A 24,216-nucleotide genomic window follows, 5' to 3' on the forward strand; every position below is an offset into this window, starting at 1 on the left:
GTCACGGGTGGTCTGCCATTTCCTTGCGGTAGCGAAACCACCGCCACCGCGCCCGCGAAGGTTAGCTTTCCTGACTTCTTCGAGCACCTCGACCGGAGACATCTTAAAGATGGCTTTGACCAAGGCAGAGTAACCGCCCAACGCGATGTAATCATTGACGTTGTTGGGGTCAATCCTGGAGTTGTCCGCCAGCAGAAGGCGTAGCTGCTTTTTGTAGAACGGGACTTCGCTCTCGTGGACCGCTTGCTGCCCGGTGTTCGGGTCGACATATAGCAGCCGGTCAATAATCTTGCCGCTGACAATGGTATCCGAGACTATCTCGGCCACGTCCTTCGGCCTGACGCGCTGATAGAGGATGTTTTCCGGTTCGATAACAACCAGCGGCCCTCTCTCACAGAAGCCGGGGCACCCTGTGACCCTGATATCTACCCCGGAGCTCAACCCCCGCGACTCCACCTCACTCCTGAAGGCAGCGATGAGTTCCTCGGCTCCCAGGGCAAGACAGCCCGTACCGCCGCAGATGGTCAGGCACCGCCGGCTGGTGTCCCGGCTCCGCACTATCGACTCTCTCAGTGCCTCCAACTCCTGTGGGGAACTTAGCCTGTTCAATGTTATGTTCCTCTCTCGCAGTTTCACGGTAGCCTATTTGTACATCGACAGTAAGGGTTTCACCTTGTCAACCGTGATCTCACCCGAATACTTGCCATCAACAATCATTATCGGCCCAAGAGCGCAGGCACCGACACAGTTGACCGTCTCCAGACTGAACCTCAGGTCTTCCGAGGTCTCCCCTGCCTTGATTCCGGTCTCACGCTCTATAGTCTCCAGGATTCGAACCGCTCCACGGACATGGCAGGCAGTGCCCAGGCACACATTGACTGTATGACGACCTCTAGGTGTCAGACTGAAGGCCCGGAAGAACGTGGCAACACCGTATACACGGCTCATCGGGACATCCAGACCGGTACTTATCTCGACCAGGGCTTCCCTGGCAAGATAGCCCAACTCGGCCTGGGTATCCTGCAGAATGGCCACCAGCGAACCCCTGTCATGCTGGTATCTTTCCAGGATTGCGCCTACTGCTTCCCGCACGTGCTCAAGACCGGCTGTCATTGCGCTTTCTCCTTGATTTTCTCGTATTCCTCGACCACCCTTTGCTGTATCTCCCGGATGGTGTCTTCGGATAAATGCCGAAACCGTCCCTGGAGCTTCAGGTAATCCTGCACCGGTTTCAGTTCCGGTAGCTCCATGCTCAGTTTATATTTGCCGTTCTCTATTTCGTACAGAGGAAACACTCCCGTCTGCACTGCCAGCCGACCCAACCTTACCGAGAGGTCCGGGGCTGACCTCCAGCCAGTGGGACAGACGGAGTTGATGTGGATGTAGGCCGGTCCGGGCATCGCCACACCTTTGGCGACTTTTGCCATAAGGTCAAAGGGATAGCTGTGAGAGGCGGTAGCCACATAAGGGATATCGTGGGCGGCGGCAATTGCCGGAACGTTCTTTTTCCATGTCTTCTGCCCGATACTCATCTTGCCCGCGGGGGATGTTGTTGTGGAGGCTCCGAAAGGCGTTGCCGACGACCTCTGGATACCGGTGTTCATATAGGCTTCGTTGTCAAAGCAGATGTAGAGGAAGTCGTGTCCCCTCTCCAGCGCCCCGGACAGTGCCTGGATTCCGATGTCGCTGGTGCCGCCATCACCGGCCATAGCGACCACCTTGGTCCCCGTGTCAGGACGCTTTCCTTTTCTCGCCATGGCCTTCAACGCCGACTCTACTCCCGAGGCAACCGCGGCCGTGTTCTCAAAGAGGGTATGTATCCAGGGCATTCGCCACGCTGTCATGGGGAACTGGGATGAGACAACCTCCATGCAGCCGGTGGCATTGGCTATTATCACGTTCTGAGGAAGGGCTTTACAGGCAAGTCTGACCGCCAGCGCCTCACCGCAACCGATGCAGGCCCGATGACCCGGGGCAAACGGTTCTCTCTTCGGTACCAGGCGAGAAGCATAAACATTGTAATTCTGCATCACTCTCTCACCCCGTATATCTCGTATTCCTGCTCAGCACCCGTCTCGGCAATCTCCATTCCCCGGGCGACCATCTCCTCAAACCCGGCAACGGTTATGTCCCGGCCACCCAGACCGGCAATGAAACCGGTTACCTTTGGCCTCTTCTCCTCATCATACAGAGCTGCCCGCACCTCGGAGCAGAAGGGACCACCCGGGCCTCCGAAGGAAATCGCCCGGTCCACAACGACCAGGAGGTCCGCATCTCTGACGGCATTGCGAAACTCTGCAAATGGGAACGGGCGCCACAGGCGCAGTTGCACCAGCCCGACATCCTTCCCTTCATCCCGCATCTTGTCCACGGCGGCGGAGGCAGTATCACCGATGCTGCCCATGGTAAGAAGCAGTGTTTTCGCTCCCTCGGAGCGATAGTGCTCCAGCGGACCGTACTTGCGGCCGAATTCCTTCTCGAACCGGTCCCAGTGTTCCAGGATAACCGGCATGGCTCCCCTCAGGTTCACATCCTGTGCCTTCTTTGCCTCCGGGTACAGGACAGGCGGGGCGAAGGCACCCATTGTCACCGGTCTTTCCGTATCCAGTGGCAGTGGGTAGTCGTAGGGCGGGAGAAACTGGTCCACTTCCTCCTGAGACGGCATGATGATGGGCTCTATCACGTGCGTCAGGTAGAACCCGTCAACGTGGACCATCACCGGCAGCAGCACCCTGCGGTCCTCACCTATGGCGAAGGCACAGATTATGTTATCAACTGCTTCCTGTCCGTTGGCAGCGACTATCTGTATCCAGCCGGTGTCACGCACCGACATCAGGTCGGACTGGTCACCCCAGACGTTAAGCGGTCCAGATAGCGCCCTGTTGGCTACCGACATAATCACCGGCAACCGCATCGAAGAGGCGACATAGAGCACCTCGTGCATCAACTCCAGCCCCTGTCCGGCAGTAGCCGTAAAGGTACGTGCGCCGGTGGCCACCGCGCCCAGACAGGCACTCATTGCCGAGTGTTCCGACTCAACAGGGATATACTCGGCATCGAGTTCGCCATTGGCAACCAGTTCCGCGAGGTGTTCCACGATGTGCGTCTGGGGCGTAATCGGATAGGCCGCAACAACATCCACGTTGGACAGCATGGCGGCCTCAGCGATAGCCTGTGAAACCTCTATGCCTATCCTCTCACCCATCATTCAGTCTCCTCAACCATGGTTATAACTCCGGTAGGGCACTCGCGGGCACAGATGCCGCATCCCTTGCACCAGTACATATTAGCGATGAAGTAGCCACCGGCGTCCTGTTCGATACATCCTTCGGGGCAGAACACCTGGCATATCCCACACTTAATACACCTGTCAGTATTATAGGTGGGTGCCTGCGACCGCCAGTCGCCAGTCTTGTATTCGGCAGTGTTGCCCGGCTCGGTGACTATCGCGCCAATTTCTATATCCTTCCAGGTTATTTCGTCTTCCTTCTTGCTCAAGTCAACCTCGCTCCTTTACTACGGTTTCCTTAAAAGCCCGTTTCATGGCGTTGATGTTTCTCTCCGCGAGCCGTTCGAATCTCTGCTGTAATGGTACCACCAGGGAGTCTGTCTTGACCACGGCAATAGCCCGGAGCAGCGCCCCCAGCATCGTGGTATTCACTATCGGGACTCCCAGTTCCTCCCGGGCTATCTTGATAGCATCGACAGCAGCCAGCTTCCACTTAGTCCCGAACTCAGCCTCTACTTCTGCCATCGTCCTGGACGTATTGAGTACCAGTATCCCACTATCCTTGAGTCCGGAGGTAACGTCGATTATGCGTAGCAGTGTGGGGTCAAGCACTATCACGATATCGGGTTCGTCAACATCTGCTCTTACCCTGATTGGCTTACTGCTGTTTATCCGGTCGAAGGCTTGTACCGGTGCTCCTCTCCGCTCCGGTCCGAACTTGGGGAAGGCCTGAGCATACTTCCCCTCGTTGATGGCTGCCCGCGCCAGGAGCTCCGCCGAAGTAACCGCTCCCTGGCCGCCACGGCCGTGCCACCTGATTTCAACAAGCTCGTTTGTTTCTGTCAATTCGGCCTCCATATCAACAATGGTATAGCCCCCAATTACTCAGCTACTGTAAAGTACCCCTGGAGCGATTCGAACGCTCGCACCCAGCTCCGGAGGCTGGTGCTCTATCCAACTGAGCTACAGGGGCATATGCGCTTAAATGTAAAAACTCCTCCCATTTTCCCATGATAACCTATCTCATGCAGGCAAGGCAACATACAAGGTTCTTTTTCACTATTTGGAGTGTGCTGAAAAACCCTTTCGACCAATCCCGTGCGAGCGCCCCTCAGAAGGGGCGGAGCCCATCTGGACTCCCCTTTTTCATCACCCTGCCAGGTCGCGTTCCCGCTCCCCATCCTTGCACACGGTGAGTCCCACTCCTGCTAGGCATATCTCACAATAAGGTACAGCCAGCACAGGGCTACCACACCGACCATTGCCGGCAAAGCATACTTGCAGAAGCGGCCCCAGCTAATGGGATAGCCTTCCCTGGCAGCAACCGCCGTGCCGACCACATTGGCCGAAGCGCCAATCGGGGTAGCATTACCACCGATATCGGACCCCAGGGCCAGGGTCCACGCCAGTGTCGGTAAAGGCAGACCCGAACCGGCCAGATTCCGAAGTACCGGAATCATTGTTGCTGCAAAAGGAATGTTATCCACTATCGCCGAGGCAAAGGCGGATATCCAGAGAATCATGGGTATCACTATCATGAGATTCCCACCGGAGACATCTGCGATGAATTGCGCCAGGACCTCCAGTACGCCGGTTTCCTCCAGCCCGCCGACACATACGAACAGCCCGATGAAGAAGAGCAGTGTCTTCCAGTCCACTCTCTTAATGAGGTGCGCAGCATTTCTGAACCCTGCTATCAGAGTAAGAATGGCGGCGATTACGCCTATCAGAGCTACCGATATACCGGTCTCTGCGTGGGTGACGATTAATAGCACCACGAGTGCGAAGATTCCGGTATTGATTCTGAATAACCGCGGGTTGACTATTGCATCCCCTGGTTCCGGGTAGGATTCCGCCTCAACTTTGCCCTGAGAAGCCTTGAGCGCCTTTCGGAAGGCAAAGTAGAAAAAGACCAGGGTTGCTATCATACCTATCCAGGCGATAACACCGGTATTGGTAACGAAGTCGAAGAAAGAGTAACCGAAGGCAGTACCGATAATGATGTTAGGCGGGTCGCCACTCATGGTAGCGCTGCCACCGACATTGGAGGCGAAGATTTCGGCGATAATTATCGGTACCGGGTCGAATTTGAGCAGGCGGGCCAGCTCGATGGTAACCGTTGCCATGAACAGCAGCACGGTAATGCTGTCAATAAACATTGCCAGGAAACCGGAGAGCAGCATGAAGGATATCAGTATCGGAACGACCTGGTAGTCGACCAGCTTGGCAACCCGAAGGCAGAGCCAGCGAAAGAAACCCACCTCACCCAGTCCCTCGACCATCACCATCATACCGCCGATGAAGACGATGGTCTGCCAGTTGATGCCGCTGGACTCGAAGTGGCCTTCACCGGGGACCCAGAAGGCAGGCTGAAGAATCTGCCCGAAGCTGAGAACATTCAGGACAGATTCCGGGCTTCGCATGACGATGAGGAAGACTATTACGATGGTGAGGCTGCCGCCAATAAGGGCCGGAATAAACCGGTGCCATTTATCACTTATTATGGCAATAAACATCACCACAAAGATGACAATGGCAAGTATCTGGCTGAGTAGTTCCATATCGATAAAAGCTGCTTCCTGCCCCTTCAAGGCAATACTATAAAGGCACGTGCTGCTACAGTAATAATATTATCAGAAAGCGGATGGCCAGAAAAGCGCCGCACCCGTCACGGCTCATCCCCCAACCCCGGAGGTGAACAGTGCATATGCCCCGTACACGTAGAGACCTAGCAGCAGCACGGCATACCAACTGATAACACGGAATGTCTTTCTCTTCTGGCGGAATCGAAGAGCGATGAGAACAACAATGCTCATCACTATTGCCACAACAGCGCTGGTGATATGAGCCTTTGATACTGAAGAGAGAATAGAGCCATCGGTATAGAATATATCGATGAGGAAGATTTTAGCGATATTTATCATATTGGCACCCAATACGTCAGCGACTGCCATATCGATAGCGCCCAGACGGACAGCGGCAATGGTAAGCGCCAGCTCCGGCATTGAAGTGGAGATAGCCAGGAACAAAGTCCCGACAAAGCTAGCACCCAGACCGGTAGTGGCGGCAATTTCTTCGCCAATGAATGCTAACCAGATTCCACTGCCAATAACCGCCAGCCCGGCCAGTGTGAACTTCAACCACACTTCTCTCATGGTGATATGGCTGTATCGTGTATTGGCAACCGGTGGTGACGCCACCTGGCCTTCCCGCGCAGAGCGAAGTGTCCACCTCACGCCTATCAGATATACCACGATGGCGAGGATGCTCGGGATACCTATCCATCCCAGAACCAGTCCGGAAATCCTTTCGCCGAAAAAGATGCTCACTGCGGCAAGAGCAACAAGTAAGATGCCCATCACCACTGACATTATATGGTTCGGGCTTACCTTGCTCAGAATGGGTGCCTGTCTGTATATTATGTCCAGCAAAGCCACGATAAGGACATTGAAGATACAGCTTCCCATGATAGTACCTATGGCGAGGTCGGGAATCTTGACCAGAGCAACCGCACTTATTCCGGTGGCGAGTTCAGGCACAGAGGTAATGAAAGCCAGCAGCAGGAGGCCGATCCATATATGGCCAAGACGCGTTTTCTCAGCAAGCGCATCTCCGTACCGGGCCAGTTTTGTCCCGGCAAACAGGATGATAACAAGGCTCAATATAAACTTCAGCCAGACTAGCCAGACCAATTACAAACACTCCCCGGGAAAATACCGGCAGGCAAGGCAAAAGATGACATATGCTCTCCATTATACCCGTTTTGTTGCCTCAATACACTTCTTTATACTCGTCCGGAAAATCAGTGACACTACCCTAAAAACTCGTCATCGCTGCAGGGAGTTGTGTCAGCCTTCCGGCTGAACGAGAACAGTAAAATTTTTCTACCAAAATCCTGTTGCTTCCTAGTCTGCCTTTTGCTATACTCTGAGCATGTCACTTTTCCTCTCTGCATTCCACCTTGTCCTCAGAAGGAGTCTGGCTAACTGGAAGCTCCTTTCCTGTGTAATCATCGGAGTAGTGGTAGCAGTCGCCCTTGTCTCCAGCACACCCCTCTATTCCAATACCCTCAGCGACCTCGGGCTGTCACGCTCGCTGAATGAGAAGCCCATAGAACTTATCAACGTCCAGGTTTACGCTCCGAGCTATCCAATCAATATCGATGAATACCAGAGGAACTGGGGGGTCATCCGCAATCAGGTCTCCAGGAACATCGGCTCAGTGGTGCGGCAGGAAGAGCAGTACATCAAGACCCAGACCTTCTACGCCGGCTGGGCGGACCGCCCCATACCCACCGACCCTAACAGGCCGAAGGGTCATTTCCAGGTATTCACCAACATGGACAAGCACATCAACCTGATTGATGGGCGCTATCCTGAACCGTTCCCTGCCGGACTCGAGCCGGAGGAATTACTTGAGCCCGGTCTTGAGATCGAGGCCATGATAGGAAGCACTGCGGCCGAACTCTTTGATGTATGGGTTGGTGACCGGCTTGTCCTGCTCTACGGTTGGGGGAAATACCCGGTCCGGCTCACCGTCCGGCTCACAGGCATCATCGACCCTATCGACCCCGAAGAGGAGTTCTGGTTCCTTAACAGTGACCTCTTTGCGCTGCAAGGGGATAGTGGCGAGATAGAAGGACCCACAGCCCCTCTCTTCATTCCGGAACAGACACTGTTCGAAGGTATAGGGCGCCTGGTACCCAACCTTAAAGCAACCTACAACTGGTACTACTACCTTGACACCACTAAAATCACCTCAGCCAACGCAGCCGCCATCAAGAGAGGCGTCCAGCGCATGGAGAGCCAGATAATCGCCGATCTGCCCCGTAGCTCGGCGTTTACCCAACTGAACAGCATTATTGCTACCTACGAACAGAAACTGCTCTTCACCCAGATACCCCTGTTCCTGCTCATCTTCCAGATTGTCGGTATTATCCTTTACTACGTGGTTACCGTGGCCAATATGGTCATCGACCAGCAGGCCGGTGAAATCGCTCTCCTCAGAAGTCGGGGTGCCAGCACCGGGCAAATCATGGGCATCTATTTTATGGAAGGCCTGATGATAAGCGCCCTGGGAGGAGTAGTGGGGCCGTTTCTTGGCGCCCTTGTCTTTACACTCCTTGGTAAGACGGCACCGTTTCTGCCCCTGACCGGAGGGGGTTTACTGGAAATCCGGTTCTCCTCTATGGTCTTTATACTGGCTGCGGTTGCAGCCGTTCTCTGCCTGATTGCCATGCTATTCCCGGCTATGCGGGCAGCACGCATGGGAGTCGTTTCCCAGAGGCAGAATATCGCCCGCCCACCGCGAGCACCTTTCTGGCAGCGTTATTACCTGGATATTATGCTGCTGGTGGTTGGTGGTATTCTATTCTGGGAGCTAAGGGAGCGCGGGACACTAACATCCCAGAACTTCTTCGGTGAAGTAGGTATAGACCCCCTTCTACTGGTCACACCGATACTGTTCATGGTTGCCGCAGCAATAATATTCCTTCGCCTGTTCCCCCTCATTATCGCCCTGGCAGCACGGATCAGCCGCTATACTTCCAATACCGCGGTGGTACTGAGCTTGCGCTACATGGCACGTAACCCGATGCACTACGGCCGGCTCATCCTGTTGTTGATGATGGCGGCCAGTGTAGGCATGTTTTCGGCAAGCTTTCTGGGCACACTGGAACGAAGTTACGACGAACGTGCCATGTACACCACCGGGAGCGACATCCGGCTCAGCGGAATCTACGATTACCGGAGCGGTAAGGAGGCCATTGTAGATAAATATACCGAGGTCCCCGGTGTGGAAGAGGTTAGCGTTGGTTTCCGGGGTAACGGCGTTATGGGCAGCCTGTTCACCCAGATTGACGTTAATATCCTGGCAGTCGACCCTGTTACGTTAGCAGAAGTCGGCTGGTTCCGGGAGGATTTTGCCAGTAGCTCCCTTACCGAACTGATGGATATCCTTGCTGAAGACCAGCCCATCGAGAATGGCCTTCCCCTGCCGGATGGTACAGAGACCATCGGTGTATGGGTATATCCTCTCCAGACACACCCCGGCCTGGTGCTGACTGCCAGAATACAAGATGGAAAAGGGCATTATATCGACTACGAGCTTGGTATACCGGGCACCGAAGAATGGCACTACCTGGAGGTAGACCTCTTTCGTGCCCTCTATGACACGGTACCACCTCCCCCTCTGACGCTCCAGTGTATCTTTGCCAGAATCAAAAAAGTAGATTTTCAATACCGTGATTCGCCGCGGACGGTCTACCTGGATAACCTTCAGGTCGGGGGTTCGTTCTCCGCGGAGCCGGTGGTCGTCGAGGACTTTGAGGACGTGTCCGGCTGGGTCACAGTTGCCGACGAGGCGGCAGGAGGTAGTGCTGCCGGAATGCCGACAACCAGGGACACCATTGCCACCAGCACAGAGGTGGTCCATGATGGTGTAACCTCAGGCAAGCTCACCTGGGAGCAGACAAGGAGCTTTGGCTACCGTGGGCTTTATCCCAATCTTGATATCAGACCTCTATCCATTATTGCCAGCCAGTCGCTGCTTGACCGTACCGGCATTTCAGTTGGAGACCTGGTGACATTCCGTCTACCCGGCCAGTTTATACCGGTTATCGTAGAAGAAGTTATCGACTATTTTCCTACCGTTGACCCTGATGTCAAGGGCTTTGCCCTGGCTAATATCGACCGTATAACCTCGATAAGAAACCTGACACTGAGCGGCAATATCCACTTCTATCCTAACGAGGTGTGGTTGACAGCGACAAAAGACCCGGAACAGCGAGAGACCGTAATCGAAACGTTGACATCTCCGGGATACCACGCCAGGGAATTCTACGACCAGGAGGCAATGATAGCCAAGTCAAGGTCGGACCCGCTCGTAGCGGCCGGCTGGGGTGGAATCCTGCTGATTGCTTTCCTTGGAATAATCCTGGTCAGCGGGCTCGGTTTCGTGGTTTACGCCTACCTTTCCGCTCGGGGACGGCAGCTCGAGTTTGCTATCCTGCGGACCCTGGGATTCTCCCTGCGCCAGATTATCGGGTTAATATGCCTGGAGCAGGTCTTCGTTATCGGCAGCGGCATGGGAATCGGGACACTTCTCGGGATGCAGCTCAGCTCAGTGATGATGCCCTTCCTGCAGCTCACCGAAATGGGCCATAAAGTCCTGCCCCCGTTTGTACCAGTTACTGACTGGTTCACCATCGGTATTGCCTATATCATTCTGGCGGTGGCATTCATAGTCACTATTTCCCTGGTTATCCTGTTCTTCTCCAAGGTAGCTATCCACCGAGCATTGAGGATAGGAGAGTAGCGAAGCTATTACCGGTAAGCCCGGGATGTGACAGATGAAAGATACTCAGAACAAATACTACATAGTCTGCGAAGACCTCTTCAAGATATACAAGATAGCCGAACTTGAGGTCGTTGCTCTCAGGGGTCTTGACCTTAAAGTAGAGACCGGTGAACTGATGGCTATTGTCGGGGCCAGCGGCAGCGGCAAGTCCACCCTGCTCAATATCCTCGGTGGCCTGGATGTACCTTCCGCCGGTCAGGTAGTCGTCGGCAATAGAGACCTTCTCAAGACCTCCAGCCGGGACCTGGTGGATTACCGGCGACAGGATGTGGGCTTTGTCTGGCAGCAGACCAGCCGGAATGTCATCTCCTACCTCACCGCGTATCAGAACGTGGAACTGCCCCTGATACTGCTGGGGTGGTCCATGCGGAAGAGGCGCCGCCGGGTGGAGGAAATGCTGGAGGCGGTAGGACTGACCAACCGCAGTAACCACTTTCCGGACCGACTCTCCGGCGGTGAGCAGCAACGGGTAGCCATTGCTGTAGCCATGGCGCACAATCCCCCGCTCCTGCTGGCCGATGAACCCACCGGAGAACTGGACAGCCAGACCTCGGAAACGATCCTCGACGTGTTCCGCTCCGTGAATGATGCTTATGGTGTAACCGTTGTTATCGTCACCCATGATATCCGTATCATGAGCAAGGTGAACCGCGTAGTCACCATCCGTGATGGGCGGACCAGCCAGGAAACTGTCCGCAAAGCGCAGACCGAGTTCGTCAGACCCGAGGCGCGTATCGAGGAGACCCACGATGAATTCATTGTGGTCGATGGTGCCGGTCGTCTCCAGATTCCCCGCGACCTCGTTGAGAGGTTGAAACTGGGAAGGAGAGCCAGGGTGCTCATGGAAGACGACCATCTCGCGGTATGGCCGGTGGAGAGCCAGGAAGGAGAGGAAAAGTGACGACGGCACCACTGATTTCAGCACAGGACCTGGAGCGCACTTTCATCCTCGGCTCGGAGCGGATAAAGGCACTTCACGGGGTCAATATGACAGCAAACTCCGGCGAGATGCTGGTGATAACGGGGCCTTCTGGCTCCGGCAAGACTACCTTGCTCAATCTCCTCGCCGGACTTGACATGCCCACTTCCGGCTCCGTCCACCTCGATAACCAGGACCTGGCCACACTCTCGGAATGGGAACTGGCCCAGCTCCGGCGCCGCAAGATAGGATTTGTCTTCCAGTCCTTTGGGCTTCTTCCCCTGCTCTCTGCCTACGAGAACATCGAGCTACCCCTGCGGATTGCCGAGTGGGGCCGTAGTGAACGGAACCGGCGCACCGAAGAAGTCCTCGACCTCATCGGTCTGGGAGACCGGTCAGGTCACCGTCCCTATGAAATGTCCGGTGGAGAGCAGCAGCGCATCGCCGTGGCGCGTGCGATGGTTCATCGCCCCACCCTTATTCTTGCTGACGAGCCTACCGGAGAACTGGACTCTGCTACCGGGACAGCAATCTTCACCCTGCTCAAGAACATCGCAGAGCAGGAGAACGTGGCAATTGTCGTTGCCAGTCATGATGTGAACGTGGCCAGTAAGTTTGCCACCCTGACCAGGGATCTCAGGGACGGCACGTTTGTGAATTGAGCCTGGCAATCACAGGTAATACCCTCGTCTGAGTCCGTATCTGCGGAGGCGGGTTTTGTCACTGTATTCTCTGACACAATTCCCCGGCACCCCGATTATGCGCAGACAACACGTCTACAGGGTACCATTTCAATAGTATCTCCGACTTTGAATGCAAAACTAAGTGGAGGACAGGTTATGCTATCAAGAGAAGAGCTAAAATCAAGGACTTGCCAGGAGATTGACAGCAGGGGTGAAGAGATTATAGCGGTGGCCAAAACCATCATGGAGAATCCCGAGCCGGGATTCCGTGAGAAGAAGACATCGCGCCTGGTTGCCGAGAAATTCACCGAGCTTGGCATCACATACCGTGACGGTCTCGGAATTACGGGTGTAAAGGGGATAGTACCGGGCGGCAGAGAAGGCCCAACGGTAGCCGTCCTCGGTGAGCTGGACTCACTACTCGTCCCCGGTCATCCGAACGCCGACCCGGTGACAGGAGCCGCCCACGCCTGCGGTCACAATGCCCAGATAGGGACACTCATCGGTGTTGCCGCCGGACTTATTGGTGCCGGAGTACTACCTTCTCTGGCAGGGCGGGTGGCCTTTATGGCAGTCCCCGCTGAAGAATACATCGAGATAGAGTTCCGTGAGAACCTGCATGCGCAGGGTAAAATCACCTTCCTTGGAGGTAAGCCGGAACTAATCAAGCTCGGTGAGTTCGACGATGTCGATATGGCCATGATGGTACACACCGCATCAGGCACCAGAGGTAAGCTGATGGGTATGGGAGGAACGAACAACGGCTGTGTCGCCAAACAGATTAAGTTCATCGGACGTGGCTCTCACGCCGGAGGCGCACCGCACGCCGGCATTAATGCCCTCAATGCCGCCATGATTGCCCTCTCCGCAATACATGCCCAGCGAGAGACGTTCAAGGATGTGGACACCGTCAGGGTGCACCCCATCATCACCAGGGGAGGCGAGGCGGTCAACATCGTTCCCGCCGACGTCCGTATGGAGACCTTCGTGCGCGGCAAGACACTGGAGGCTATCAAGGACGCCAACGAGAAGGTGGACCGTGCCCTCCGCGCCGGGGCGCTGGCAGTTGGCGGCAAGGTGCAGATTAAGACCCTGCCCGGCTACCTCCCGATAATCAACGACCGCAACCTGACAGCGGTATGCCGCACCAACGCCGAATCACTTCTCGGCAAGAGTAAAGTAAGCCCGCCGGGTCGTCATTCCACCGGCTCAACCGACATGGGGGACGTGAGTTGCATCATGCCGGCCATTCACCCCTATGCCGCCGGTGCCGCCGGTAACAGCCACGGCGATGACTACATGATAGAAAATTACAACCATGCAGTCCTAAATCCTGCCAAAGTGATGGCAATGACGGTAATAGACCTTCTTGCCGATGGTGCGGTCAAAGGAAAAGAGGTGCTTGCCAGGCACAAGCCCAGTATGACCAGGCAGGAGTATCTAGACCTGCTGGAGGGCCTGCGTAAGGACGAGGAGTACCAGGGCTAGACCGACTGCTCCTTAGGCGACAACCTGGGTCCCGGAACCACGTTGAAATGCGTTCGTCGCATTTCCTGGCCGTCAATACGTGCGATGATCACCTTTGTACCTGCAGTTTCGATCTTCAGGTTCATGTCGATGGCCAACTGTATACGCTGATCCTGGCCAGGCGGTATCCCGGGTGGGCGACCGGCCTCGAATTGGCCTCCCGCTTTCACCACGCTCTTGGGTTCTTCAGTCGTCGGATCATCGGCTGCTATCTCAACCTCAAAACTGTGCTTCTGGTTTGTCTCATTCCATGGGACTATCATCGACAGGGCGACAGCACAACGCTGATTAGCCGGGAACTGTGTGTTTACAGTCAGTCGATCCCAACCACCTCCCAAGAGATAGACCTTGTTACCTACCACTTGGGCGGAGTCGGCCAGGATTAGCCACTCGACCTCCATTTGACATCCCTCCGTTTATATCCTACAATACTACTACAAGTGTAGTAGAAACGAGGTGTCATGTCAAGCCCTCGGATAGAGGCCCTGCTAATCGATGACGAGAACGAAGACAAGATTACTTCGCATGGGCTGTCGGTTAGTCAAGTCTTGCAGGTACTTGATGATGTCCACTTGGTCCTCAGGAATCGGAAGAGGCGCCGCGGACTCTATCTGATTATCGGGAGGGACAACGGCGGAGCGTGCATTTCCGTACCTGTGGAACGTACGCGTGAGGCCACAGTCTGACGACCGATAACAGCCTGGCCCTGCAAGCCTCATGAACGCACGCTACTTGAAAGGAGAGGGAGATGGAGCGAGACCGCGAACTAGAAGGAGCAGAAACGTGGGACTTAGAGCGGCCCGAAGTTAGGGAACCTGTTGAGGCTTCTCGAGTCATCGTTTCGGTGGCGTTCCAACGTGACGATTTTAACCAGGTGTCGGAGTATGCTGCACTGGTGGGTAAAAGAACCTCAGCGTTCATCCGGGAGGCGGCGATCGAGAAAGTCGTCGGCTGTGATGAGGCGACACTCGTGTATGGCAGTGGCAGCGGAGGATCGCAATGGTGGGTCGAGCAAATGCCATCCGCTACTCTAGCATTCCTGGCAGTCGGATCACACGTTGATTATCCGGAAGAGACCATCGTCATGACTTACTGATCTCAACCGGACGAATACCTACGGAGGGACGAGGAGTACCAGGGCTAGACCGATGGATATTCCTCAAGCAGTAGATTACTGCCTTAACCGGTAGTATTCAAGCACGTTCTTCAGAGCAGCGGCACCGCGCTCCAAAGTCGGAAACACAGGTATGCGGCCTTCCTGGAATCTGGGGATGGTCTCACGAGCTTCGGCCATCTCTTCCGGGTTGTAGTAGGGCAAAATAGCCAGTACCGGTTTCGAGGTTTCCCCCTTCACGTCCAGGGCTGCTTTGATATCGGCGTCACGCATCTCCGGACCGAACATGAAAGTACCCACCCGTGACTGGAGCACGATATTGTCAATATTATTATCCCTGGCTACCAACCCCAGGATACGCGCCAGTTCCAGACGGTTCCTGCCTGCGTCGGTATCAATGGGATTGCGGTAGCTGCCTCCTATCAGGCTGAAGAACGTCGCCATTTCTTCGTAGGATTCCTCCGATAGCAAAGGCACGCGGAATCCGGCCCCGGCGAAAACATCCGTACTGGCAATGGACTGGCCACCGGCACCACCAACCAGGGCTACCCTGTCGCCCAGAACGGGAGGGAGGTGGATAAGGGCTTTAAGTGTATCTATAAGCTCTTCTTGGCCGAATACCTGTATCACGCCGCATTGCTTCATGGCCGAACTCCACACTTCCTGCGGCACTGCCAGTGAAGCCGTGTGCGAGCTAACGGCTCGTCCCCCGTCCGCTGTCCAGCCGCCTTTCCAGAGCACCACCGGTTTTCTGGCGGCTACCTCCCGCAGCACGGAGAAGAATCTCCTGCCGTCTCTCACCCCTTCCAGGTACATGCCAATGACCTCAATCGACGGGTCCTGTCCGAAATAGGCCAGGTAATCACTGGCATGGAGTACAGTCCCATTACCGAAACTGACCGCCTTGTTTATGTCAACACCTTCGGTGTGTGCTTCCCGGGCAAAGTACATGGCATGGCCGCCACTCTGCGAAATCAGGCCCACGGGCCCGCTGCATCCGCTGTACTGGTCACCAATCTGCCTCAGACCAATCCCCGGCGTGAATATGCCACGGCAATTGGGACCGATGATATGAAAGTCCGCCTGCTCCGCCCTCTCCTTCAGCAATCGCTCCAGCCTTATCCCCTCTTCAGTGTTGGTCTCGGAAAAGCCGGCGGTAAAGAAATGGGCTGCGGCCACATCTTTTCGGATGCAGTCCTCAAGAACCTGCGGAGCTATTTCTCGCGGGAGGTTAATGATTGCCAGGTCTACCGGTTCGGGAATATCAACGATACTGGTGTAGTTCTCTACCCCGAGGGCACGTATACCCTCAATGGACTCCGGATTCACCTGCACAGAATAGAGCTTGCCTTTGAAGGTGCTCTCATTATGCAGCCAGTGGAAATTGCCCCTCTTGCTATCACCAACAATGGCCACGCAGCGGGGATTGAAGGCCCTTTCCATTTTTTCGAAATTTACTCTCAAATTTCCTCCTTGATTTTCCGCCGGAGTGTTCCCGGGGCACTATGATAGCGTTCCAAGGTCGCCCGATTAATCGTTTTCGCCCGGGTATTGACAATCCGTCCCGATGTAATTACGATAGTAGTCCTACAACGTCAATATTGCTCAGGTGAGGTCCCGGCATTTCAGCCTACCGGGACAGCACCGGGGAGGCAAGCAAGTGGCCAGTCAAGCATGCCAAATATGCGGGTGCCACAGCAAGCCTGACACCATGGAGCAGCATCATGTCGTTCCTACCGAAGTGACCGCACCGACCGGTATCCCCGAATCGCAGACCCTGCGGTTGTGTGCCAACTGCCACCACGAGGTACATTCCTGGTACCGCTCCAAGGTTGCCCGGACTACCTATGACCTGAACATCAAACGCTTCCGCCCGAGGTCAGACCTCGAACTGGTCCATGAGTATCAGGCCGTCTTCAATAGTTACCTGAAATACAAGGCAGAGCAAGACCACCGCACGGTACCACTTTAACCACTGGCGGACAGGCCAATTCCCGTGCGGCCCCGCTGGGCCGCCTTCCCCTTCCTATACAGGAAGGGGTGACACCACCCAGACCCCTGTTTTAATCCTTACCCCGTGCGTCCCAAGATGGGGCGCCTCTCAGAAGAGGCGGTGCCCCTCAGAAGGGGCCTGCCCTCTGGACTCTCCCCTTTACAGCACATGGCTAGTCCTCCCTCTTAATGATGGTAGCTACTCCCTGACCACCACCACAGCAAGGAGTCGCCAGACCAAACGTGCCACCCTTGATTTTTAGAGTTCTGGCGAGTGTCCCGACCAGCCTGGTACCGGTAGCACCGAGCGGATGACCAATGGCAACCGCGCCACCATTTACGTTTACCTTCTCCGGCTCAATACCCAGCTCTTTTATTGCGTTGAGAGTAACGATGGAGAACGCCTCGTTTATCTCCCAGAAGTCAATGTCTTTAACCTCCAGGCCGGCATGCTTCAGAGCCTTGCGGCTGGCCGGAACAGGCCCCATGCCCATCATTGACGGGTCGACCCCGGCCCATCCCAGGGAAATGACCTGTGCCAGGGGCTTCAGATTGTACTCAACAGCCTTCTCCCTGGACATCAGAATCATGGCCGTAGCGCCGGCGTTCAATGGCGATGAGTTCCCGGCGGTTACCTGTCCATCCGGAATGTAGGCCGGATTCAATCCGGCCAATGCTTCCAGGGTAGTGGTAGGCCGGATGGCAACGTCGTGGTCGATGACCTGCCTGGTGCCGTCTGCCAGTGTGACCTCCACCGGCATTATCTCACCCTTGAAGAAACCCTCCTCCAGTGCCCTGGCCGCCCTCTGGTGGCTTCGCAGTGCCCAATTGTCCATATCTTCACGGGTGAAGTCAGTATGTTTCAGAAGCTTCTCCGCGGTGAGCCCCATGTTCATCGCGGTCATCAGTTCGTACTTCTGAAATCGGGGGTCCATGAACAGCTTTTCGTTGGGTTTGATCGGTGAGAGACTGGGGTCGCCACCGGCGGGACCACCCATCGGGACATGCGTCATGTGCTCGATTCCACACGAGATGACGATGTCTGAATATCCCAGTGCTATCTCCATCGCCGCAGTGTGCACGGTCGACATCGAAGAGCCGCACTGGCGGTCGATATGCGTAGCCGCCACGCTAAATGGTAGCTCGGCGAGGAAGGCAATATTCCTTCCCCCGAACATCATCTGCTCACCCCAGGGCTGGGCAGTACCGGCATGGAGCTCATCAATGTCATCCGGCTTGATACCGGTACGCTTGATAAGCTCCTTTATCAGTTCCGCAGCGATATCATCCATACGAACGCTATTAAAAACGTCCCTCTCCGGGTCCCTTGGTCTCGACCTTGAGAATGATGACCGCAGGTAGTCGACTATGACGACATCTCTTCCTACCATTGTTCCTTGACCTCCTTACACCTGAGCGTATATTTTGCGCTTTGTAGTGCATGCAGACATATCCTATCGCATACTAATTCTCCGGTCAACCTGTTGTAATCGTTGGGTACATCAGTGCTACTCCAGCAAGGTGATGAAAAACCCTTTCGACCGACTCCCGTGCGGCCCGGATGGAGCGCCTCTCAGAAGAGGCGGAGCGCTTCTCAGAAGAGGCGGCGCCTTTCTGGACTTCCCTTATTCAGTACCATGCCAGTATCCTGTCTCGGAAATACATTGCTTTATTCTCTTTCCTCTCCCCCTCTGCAAAGAGATTAAGGGGGATATAAAATCCCTCTCAGTCTCCCTTTATGAAAGGGAGAGGAGTTATTCAATGAAGTTCTAAGACGCCACACTAGTACAGGCCGATTCCGGTTGCAGCCGGAGAGGGCCTGTGCGGTTAGCTATAGTACTGGCCGTCTCCTCATGTGGCAATGCTTTCTCCAGAGGAGAGGGGGGCAGATAACTATATGTGTGGGAAGCAGGCTTTGCCTGCTTCCCACACAAGAAGAAAACTTCCCCTAGGTGCAGGGTGGGTAATGACCACAACATCTCAATCTGTTGTGTTACCCTTCTGCTTGAAAGAGAACGTCTCTCTTCGGAAAGAGAGAACTCTCTCATACGCACAAATACTCACTCAGGCTCATTCAATCTCACTCAGCTAATATACTGCCGTTATCACGACTTCTCACATAGGACGGGTATCAAAACTACCGACCTGAGTCGCCGTAAACCGTTGCCAACACTGTGGCCACTATGCAGAACCCCGTCTGAACCGTTTTGACAGTCCAACACAATACTGGTATAGTCTAACAGACCTTGGTAAAACCAGCGGGCACAGATCCCACTCGGCGGCGACGACAGGTTCACGGGAGATAAGGTCCAGTTAAATGGTATGGAGAGTAACAACTGAATAGACTGAGCACAATCCCTCTTATTCCTCTGCTTGCTTGAGTTGTCGCCCATTCACAATCCCCGTAACCGCAAACTATCGCTCCCCATCTTACCCATCATTCGCTTTTCACTACTGTTGATTAAGTCCATTGGAGGAGCAATGTCTGCCAATAATACTATCATCTCATGCCGTAACCTGTGGAAGATATTCGGGCCGAATGCAGATACTGTTATTGATGAGATAGCTAATAACGGCGTTACCAAGCAGGAACTGCTGGAGCGGACCGGGCACGTGATAGCCGTCAAGGATGTGTCCTTTGACGTGCACGAAAGTGAGATATTCGTGGTCATGGGTCTCTCCGGAAGCGGTAAGTCGACACTTATCCGCTGCATTAACCGGCTGATAGACCCCACCAGGGGCAATATCTACATAGATGGTACTGACATATCCGAGATGAGCAAGGACGATCTCAGGGAGCTCCGCCGAACCAAGATGAACATGGTCTTCCAGTACTTCGGGCTGCTCCCCCACCGCTCGGTACTCGATAATGTTGGTTTCGGTCTGGAGATTCGTGGGGAACACGGCCACACCAAAGAGGAGAAGGTTGCTGCGGCATTGGAGCAGGTGGGGCTTAAGGGATGGGAGAAGAGCCCCATCCATGAGCTCAGCGGCGGCATGCAGCAGCGTGTGGGACTGGCACGTGCCCTTGCCGGAGGCGCCAGCATACTCCTCATGGACGAGCCTTTCAGCGCCCTTGACCCTCTGATTCGGCGCCAGATGCAGGACGAGTTCATCAACCTTCGCTCCGAGGTCCAACAGACGGTGGTCTTTATAACCCATGACCTTATGGAAGCGCTCCGGCTGGGTGACCGGATTGCTATTATGAAAGACGGCGAAATAGTCCAGATTGGCACCCCTCAGCAGATAGTCGGTGACCCGGCCGACGAGTACGTGAGCGAATTTGTCAGGGACGTTCCCCGCGGACAGGTAATCGCAGTGAGAAGCGTCATGGAACGACCTGCGGTAATGATTACCATAGAACGAAGTCTTGAAGAAACCCTGGCTGCACTACAGAAGCAGGATACTACTACCGGTTTCATTGTCGATGGATTCCGCAAGTATATCGGTACAGTCACTACTTCTGACGTGGAGGCTGCCATCGAAAGCGGTGCCACGAAGGTCAGCGAGCTAGTCAATCTCGACTCTCCGAGCTGTCCTCCAACTACTACACTCGATGAATGCCTGCAACTGGTAGCGGAGCAGGACACCCCGCTGGCAGTGGTCACCACCAGGGGTCATCTAATCGGTATCGTTACCAAAACTGCCCTCATCCAGGCCATGAAAACGGATGCAGGGAACGGGAATGGTAACGGGCAGTGACCATGCCAATAGCCCAGGCTCAACTTCACTGCGTGGGGTGAACCCATGCCTGTTTACGAGGAGGGAAAAGACAGACCATTGCAAGAAGAAACAGCGAAAGATGTCTCTACGGATGCATCAGTAACAAACCGTACATTCTGGCAGAGGCTGACCGGCAACGGTAACGGCTTCAAGCTATCGACGCCGGCAAAGATAGGGCTTTACCTGGGAGGATTCGCAGTCCTCATGTTGGTGGTTGTCGTCCTGTACCAGGGTGTTCCCGCCGGGCAGGACCCCGGCGCAGTGATTGACTACCCGAAGGACTGGAGTTACGGATGGGACGTAATCAAGTTCATCGACCGCGTCGTGGACTGGATAATCATCGAAGGAGACGCCTTCTTCTCCGCAATCAACCTGATAGTGCTGCGCGGAGTACTGCTGCCCCTGGAGGACTTCTTTATGTGGCTCCCCTGGTGGTCCGTCATTGTGATAACGGGAGTCCTTGCCTGGCGTACGTCCGGCGCCAGGATTGGTGTAATGGCTGCTATATTCCTAGCGATAATGACCATTATGGGGATGCTTGACCGGGGTTCCGAGACCCTGGCCATTACGCTCACCTCAACCGCTATTTGCATTATCTTCGGACTACCAATGGGAATCCTTGCCGCCAGGAGCGACCGCTTTGATGGGTTGCTGCGACCCATCCTTGACATGATGCAGACCATGCCCAGCTTCGTCTATCTCATTCCGGCCCTGATGCTCTTCGGCCTGGGGAGTGTACCGGCGGTAATGGCCACTTGTATCTACGCCATACCGCCAGTTATCCGCCTCACCAACCTGGGAATACGGCAGGTCGATGCCCAGGTAGTGGAGGCCGCCCGGTCATTTGGTACCACGCCTTCCCAGTTACTCACCAAGGTGCAGGTGCCCATGGCACTACCCACAATCCTGGCCGGCATGAACCAGACTATCATGATGGCACTTGCAATGGTGGTGCTTGCCTCCATGATTGGGGCCGGCGGACTGGGAGCGGAGATTCTCCTCGGTATCGCTCGATTAGAGGTCGGTCGGGGAGTGCTGGCGGGAATCAGTATCGTCTTCATGGCCATCATACTGGACAGAATCACCCAGGGCTTCGCCTCAAGACCGCAGACCAGACGCGCTACGTAGAATCATGCTGCTTGGAGCAAGTAAAACAACCACGGAAGGAGGTGGTAGCACAGGAGTGAAGCGCAACACTTCTTACCGACTGAGTAACGAATACGCGACAAGAGACAAGTACAAAGAAGGAGGATACCTGATATGCATTTTATAAATTACCGACGCACCAAGTGGCTGATGCTGCTGGTAGCAGTGGCGATGACAGTCACGTTGTTTGCCGGCTGTACGGGTGAGGAGGAGAAACCCACACTTACACTCTTCGACGGTTCCTGGGGTTCTCTCTGGCTTGAGAACGCCATAGCCAAGATTATCATTGAGGAAGGCTACGGCTACCCGTGCGAAGTAATCACGGTGTCCAGTGATGTGATGAATGCAACACATCCCAAGGGCGACCTTCTCATAAATATGGAGCAGTGGCCCCAAAACAACCCCGAGTGGTACCAGGGCAATCTCGCTGACGGGACCCTGTTGGAACTCGGTGTAGTACTGGAGGGTGGCCCCCAGTTCTGGTGCATACCACAGTGGGTCCATGAGGAATACGGAATTGACACCGTCTTAGATATGAAGGACCACTGGGAGCTCTTCCCTGACCCCGAGGACTCCTCCAAGGGGATGTTCATCAACTGCAAGGTCGGCTGGAACTGCGAGAGGATTAACGTTTTCAAGTTCGAGGCCTACGGGCTGGGCGAGTACTACAACATTATAAGCCCGGGTACTGCCGGTGCGGAGGCCGCCGCCATGGCCGGCCCACAGAAGAAAGGCGACCCGGTCTTCGGCTACTACTGGGCACCCACCGACCTGATGGGCATGTTCGACTGGTACATCCTCGAGGAGCCGGCGTACGATGCCGACGTCTGGGCCAAGATTGCCGCCAAGATGGAAAACCCTGACCTCGCGGCACTGACCGAGGCGTGCGCCTACGAGAGCGTGCCGCTGACCATCACGGTGCACAAGGACCTGCTGGATATGGCCCCCGATGTGGTCACCATGCTGAGGAACTTCACCGTGGGCCTGGACCGCTGTAACAAGTCCCTGGCCTTTCAGATGGAGAACGAGATAGACGAGTGGGAAACAGTGGCAGTCTGGTGGATGAGAGAGTACGATAGCCACTGGAAGAGCTGGGTCCCCACGAGTGCCTACACCGAGATAAAGGCATTCCTGGACGACTTCGGCCCGGTACCCTAACCAAGCGTACCTCACTGGGACACCGGAGTAGCATTAACAGCAACACCCAGTGTCAAACGAAAGCCCCCTGCCGGAGAACTCCGCGCAGGGGGCAATTCTTTGTTACTTCAACACAACAGTATGCGGGGCTTTATTTCAACTGGTCACGTGTGTAGTCGAGGACACGCCGGGCCACTATCAGCATGTTTATCTGGCCGGTGCCTTCGAAGATATCGTTTATCTTGCCGTCCCGCATCCACTTCTCCAGCAGGTACTTGCGGGAATAGCCCAGCGGCCCCATCATCTCGACCGCTTTCTGCGTTATCCTGGTAACTACCAGCCCCGCCTTGGCCTTGGCCATCGATGCTTCCAGACTGTTGGCCTGGAACTGGCTCATCATCCACACGGCGCGCAGCATCAGCATGTGGGCTGCCTTGTAGCCCGCCTCCATGTCCATGATATCGCGCTCAATGGCGGTCAGCTTGTGACGCGGTGCTCCGTAACGTATCTGAATACCTTCCTTCTCCAGGGCTTCCTTGATGAAGTCCAGGGCGGCACGCCCAACTCCTAACGCCATCGCGGCGATTATCGGCCGGGTGGCGTCAAAGGTGGCCATTGCCCGCTTGAACCCCGCCGTCTGACCGCTATCCACCTTCCTGACCTCGGGGCTGCCCAGTATGTTCTCGTAGGGGATGCGGCAATTGTCCAGGATGAGAGTGGCAGTATCGCTGGCTCGGATTCCGAGCTTGTTTTCCACCTTCTCAATACGTGCCCCCGGCGTACCGGCCTCGACGACGAACGACTTCATGCCGGCCCGCCCCGCAGTTTTGTCAACTGTTGCCCAGACAACCACGAGACCATCAGACTCATCCATAGCACGCTGGCCGCCGGTGATGAATATTTTCTCGCCGTTCAGCACCCATTCGTCACCGTCCAGCACGGCGGTCGTCTGGATGGCAGAGGTATCCGAGCCGCAACCGGACTCGGTCATCGCCATCCCGCCCCACTTCGGCTCACCCTCACTGTATCGCTTCAGGAAACGCTGCTGCTGTTCCTGGGTGCCGGTCATCAGGATGGCGGCACCTCCCAGACCCGAACCCGGGGCCACCAGCATCAGGCCGGCGTCACCCCAGCAGGTCTCCTCTATCCGCAGCGCAGCGCCAACGCCCAGGCCGAGCATTCCACCGCCACCACTTCTCTGCTGTGCCCACTGCTGCTCGATAAAGTCTTTAGGGCTTTCGTGCTCGTGCTCATCGTAGTAACGGGCAATCGGGCGTAGAAGCTCTTCGGCCTCTTTGTGGGCTGCTGCTATTGTCGCTTCTTCTTCAGGAGTCAATTCAAATTCAATCATTGCTCGATACCTCCTGCTATCACTTTGATGATCTATCAG

21 protein-coding genes and 1 tRNA gene are annotated in these 24,216 nt (G+C 55.3%); 9 read left to right on the forward strand and 13 right to left on the reverse strand.

All coding sequences use genetic code 11. The features are described 5' to 3' along the window. From VMW13_08385 to VMW13_08425, 9 genes are all read right to left on the reverse strand, one after another. A partial coding sequence (locus tag VMW13_08385; GenBank protein ID HUV44832.1) for an NAD(P)H-dependent oxidoreductase subunit E occupies positions 1-609 on the reverse strand: 609 nt, incomplete at its 3' end. Between the two features lie 33 nt (positions 610-642). Then, positions 643-1,113, reverse strand: coding sequence for an NAD(P)H-dependent oxidoreductase subunit E (locus VMW13_08390; protein HUV44833.1), 471 nt, complete (start codon positions 1,111-1,113; stop codon positions 643-645). Then, entirely contained in the window at positions 1,110-2,030 is a 921-nt protein-coding gene (gene porB, locus VMW13_08395; GenBank protein ID HUV44834.1) for a pyruvate synthase subunit PorB, read from the reverse strand. Before porB ends, VMW13_08390 begins: the two co-directional genes overlap by 4 nt. Then, positions 2,030-3,208: a transketolase C-terminal domain-containing protein gene (locus tag VMW13_08400; GenBank protein HUV44835.1), complete on the reverse strand. Its 1,179-nt coding sequence runs from the start codon at positions 3,206-3,208 to the stop codon at positions 2,030-2,032. The genes porB and VMW13_08400 overlap by 1 nt, the downstream gene beginning before the upstream one ends. Next, positions 3,205-3,498, reverse strand: a complete 294-nt coding sequence (locus VMW13_08405; protein HUV44836.1) for a 4Fe-4S binding protein — start codon at positions 3,496-3,498, stop codon at positions 3,205-3,207. Before VMW13_08405 ends, VMW13_08400 begins: the two co-directional genes overlap by 4 nt. A gap of 1 nt (position 3,499) precedes the next feature. Continuing rightward, positions 3,500-4,075: a 2-oxoacid:acceptor oxidoreductase family protein gene (locus tag VMW13_08410; protein ID HUV44837.1), complete on the reverse strand. Its 576-nt coding sequence runs from the start codon at positions 4,073-4,075 to the stop codon at positions 3,500-3,502. A 54-nt stretch (positions 4,076-4,129) separates the two neighbouring features. Further along, a tRNA-Arg gene (locus VMW13_08415) sits at positions 4,130-4,202 on the reverse strand. 235 nt (positions 4,203-4,437) lie between these two features. After that, positions 4,438-5,790, reverse strand: coding sequence for an ArsB/NhaD family transporter (locus VMW13_08420; protein ID HUV44838.1), 1,353 nt, complete (start codon positions 5,788-5,790; stop codon positions 4,438-4,440). Between the two features lie 114 nt (positions 5,791-5,904). Further along, positions 5,905-6,921 carry a hypothetical protein gene (locus VMW13_08425; protein ID HUV44839.1) on the reverse strand — a complete coding sequence of 339 codons (1,017 nt, stop codon included), beginning with the start codon at positions 6,919-6,921 and terminating at the stop codon, positions 5,905-5,907. Positions 6,922-7,249: 328 nt separating this feature from the next. Here VMW13_08425 and VMW13_08430 point away from each other — a divergent pair, with 328 nt between their 5' ends. The 4 genes from VMW13_08430 (at position 7,250) to VMW13_08445 (ending at position 13,675) form a co-directional block, all read left to right on the forward strand. Continuing rightward, positions 7,250-10,543, forward strand: coding sequence for an FtsX-like permease family protein (locus tag VMW13_08430; protein HUV44840.1), 3,294 nt, complete (start codon positions 7,250-7,252; stop codon positions 10,541-10,543). A 34-nt stretch (positions 10,544-10,577) separates the two neighbouring features. Further along, entirely contained in the window at positions 10,578-11,486 is a 909-nt protein-coding gene (locus tag VMW13_08435; protein ID HUV44841.1) for an ABC transporter ATP-binding protein, read from the forward strand. Then, positions 11,483-12,166: an ABC transporter ATP-binding protein gene (locus VMW13_08440; GenBank protein ID HUV44842.1), complete on the forward strand. Its 684-nt coding sequence runs from the start codon at positions 11,483-11,485 to the stop codon at positions 12,164-12,166. Before VMW13_08435 ends, VMW13_08440 begins: the two co-directional genes overlap by 4 nt. 177 nt (positions 12,167-12,343) lie before the next feature. After that, positions 12,344-13,675, forward strand: a complete 1,332-nt coding sequence (locus VMW13_08445) for an amidohydrolase (protein HUV44843.1) — start codon at positions 12,344-12,346, stop codon at positions 13,673-13,675. On the opposite strand, the gene VMW13_08450 is transcribed toward VMW13_08445, so the two are convergent. Beyond that, complete coding sequence (locus VMW13_08450; protein HUV44844.1) at positions 13,672-14,115, reverse strand: hypothetical protein; 444 nt, start codon at positions 14,113-14,115, stop codon at positions 13,672-13,674. The genes VMW13_08445 and VMW13_08450 overlap by 4 nt on opposite strands. Before the next feature lie 347 nt (positions 14,116-14,462). Between VMW13_08450 and VMW13_08455 the strand changes: the two genes are divergently transcribed. Beyond that, on the forward strand, positions 14,463-14,810 hold the full coding sequence (locus tag VMW13_08455; protein HUV44845.1) for a hypothetical protein: 348 nt from the start codon (positions 14,463-14,465) through the stop codon (positions 14,808-14,810). Between the two features lie 75 nt (positions 14,811-14,885). Here VMW13_08455 and VMW13_08460 read toward each other — a convergent pair whose 3' ends face one another. Further along, complete coding sequence (locus tag VMW13_08460) at positions 14,886-16,292, reverse strand: CoA-binding protein (protein ID HUV44846.1); 1,407 nt, start codon at positions 16,290-16,292, stop codon at positions 14,886-14,888. Positions 16,293-16,488: 196 nt separating this feature from the next. On the opposite strand from VMW13_08460, the gene VMW13_08465 reads away from it, so the two are divergent. Then, the gene (locus VMW13_08465) at positions 16,489-16,800 is read left to right on the forward strand and encodes a hypothetical protein (protein HUV44847.1); all 312 of its coding nucleotides are present in this window, start codon (positions 16,489-16,491) and stop codon (positions 16,798-16,800) included. A gap of 193 nt (positions 16,801-16,993) precedes the next feature. Here the strand turns inward: VMW13_08465 and VMW13_08470 are convergent, their stop codons facing one another. After that, the gene (locus VMW13_08470) at positions 16,994-18,211 is read right to left on the reverse strand and encodes an acetyl-CoA C-acetyltransferase (GenBank protein HUV44848.1); all 1,218 of its coding nucleotides are present in this window, start codon (positions 18,209-18,211) and stop codon (positions 16,994-16,996) included. A 1,090-nt stretch (positions 18,212-19,301) separates the two neighbouring features. Here VMW13_08470 and VMW13_08475 point away from each other — a divergent pair. From VMW13_08475 to VMW13_08485, 3 genes are all read left to right on the forward strand, one after another. Next, on the forward strand, positions 19,302-20,522 hold the full coding sequence (locus VMW13_08475; GenBank protein HUV44849.1) for a glycine betaine/L-proline ABC transporter ATP-binding protein: 1,221 nt from the start codon (positions 19,302-19,304) through the stop codon (positions 20,520-20,522). A 78-nt stretch (positions 20,523-20,600) separates the two neighbouring features. Continuing rightward, the gene (locus VMW13_08480; GenBank protein ID HUV44850.1) at positions 20,601-21,671 is read left to right on the forward strand and encodes a proline/glycine betaine ABC transporter permease; all 1,071 of its coding nucleotides are present in this window, start codon (positions 20,601-20,603) and stop codon (positions 21,669-21,671) included. A 132-nt stretch (positions 21,672-21,803) separates the two neighbouring features. Continuing rightward, a complete protein-coding gene (locus tag VMW13_08485) occupies positions 21,804-22,847 on the forward strand; it encodes a glycine betaine ABC transporter substrate-binding protein (protein HUV44851.1) in 1,044 nt (347 codons plus the stop codon). Positions 22,848-22,977: 130 nt separating this feature from the next. On the opposite strand, the gene VMW13_08490 is transcribed toward VMW13_08485, so the two are convergent. Next, entirely contained in the window at positions 22,978-24,177 is a 1,200-nt protein-coding gene (locus VMW13_08490) for an acyl-CoA dehydrogenase family protein (GenBank protein ID HUV44852.1), read from the reverse strand. Positions 24,178-24,216: the final 39 nt, after the last annotated feature.

The organism is Dehalococcoidales bacterium, from assembly GCA_035529395.1.
GTDB lineage: Bacteria > Chloroflexota > Dehalococcoidia > Dehalococcoidales > Fen-1064 > DUES01.

Bases quoted from the DNA above. Each gene is read 5' to 3' on its own strand.
- VMW13_08390 (HUV44833.1), bottom strand. From the start codon at position 1,113: ATGACAGCCGGTCTTGAGCACGTGCGGGAAGCAGTAGGCGCAATCCTG.
- porB (HUV44834.1), bottom strand. From the start codon at position 2,030: ATGCAGAATTACAATGTTTATGCTTCTCGCCTGGTACCGAAGAGAGAA.
- VMW13_08400 (HUV44835.1), bottom strand. From the start codon at position 3,208: ATGATGGGTGAGAGGATAGGCATAGAGGTTTCACAGGCTATCGCTGAG.
- VMW13_08420 (HUV44838.1), bottom strand. From the start codon at position 5,790: ATGGAACTACTCAGCCAGATACTTGCCATTGTCATCTTTGTGGTGATG.
- VMW13_08435 (HUV44841.1), top strand. From the start codon at position 10,578: ATGAAAGATACTCAGAACAAATACTACATAGTCTGCGAAGACCTCTTC.
- VMW13_08445 (HUV44843.1), top strand. From the start codon at position 12,344: ATGCTATCAAGAGAAGAGCTAAAATCAAGGACTTGCCAGGAGATTGAC.
- VMW13_08450 (HUV44844.1), bottom strand. From the start codon at position 14,115: ATGGAGGTCGAGTGGCTAATCCTGGCCGACTCCGCCCAAGTGGTAGGT.
- VMW13_08455 (HUV44845.1), top strand. From the start codon at position 14,463: ATGGAGCGAGACCGCGAACTAGAAGGAGCAGAAACGTGGGACTTAGAG.
- VMW13_08470 (HUV44848.1), bottom strand. From the start codon at position 18,211: ATGGTAGGAAGAGATGTCGTCATAGTCGACTACCTGCGGTCATCATTC.
- VMW13_08475 (HUV44849.1), top strand. From the start codon at position 19,302: ATGTCTGCCAATAATACTATCATCTCATGCCGTAACCTGTGGAAGATA.
- VMW13_08485 (HUV44851.1), top strand. From the start codon at position 21,804: ATGCATTTTATAAATTACCGACGCACCAAGTGGCTGATGCTGCTGGTA.
- VMW13_08490 (HUV44852.1), bottom strand. From the start codon at position 24,177: ATGATTGAATTTGAATTGACTCCTGAAGAAGAAGCGACAATAGCAGCA.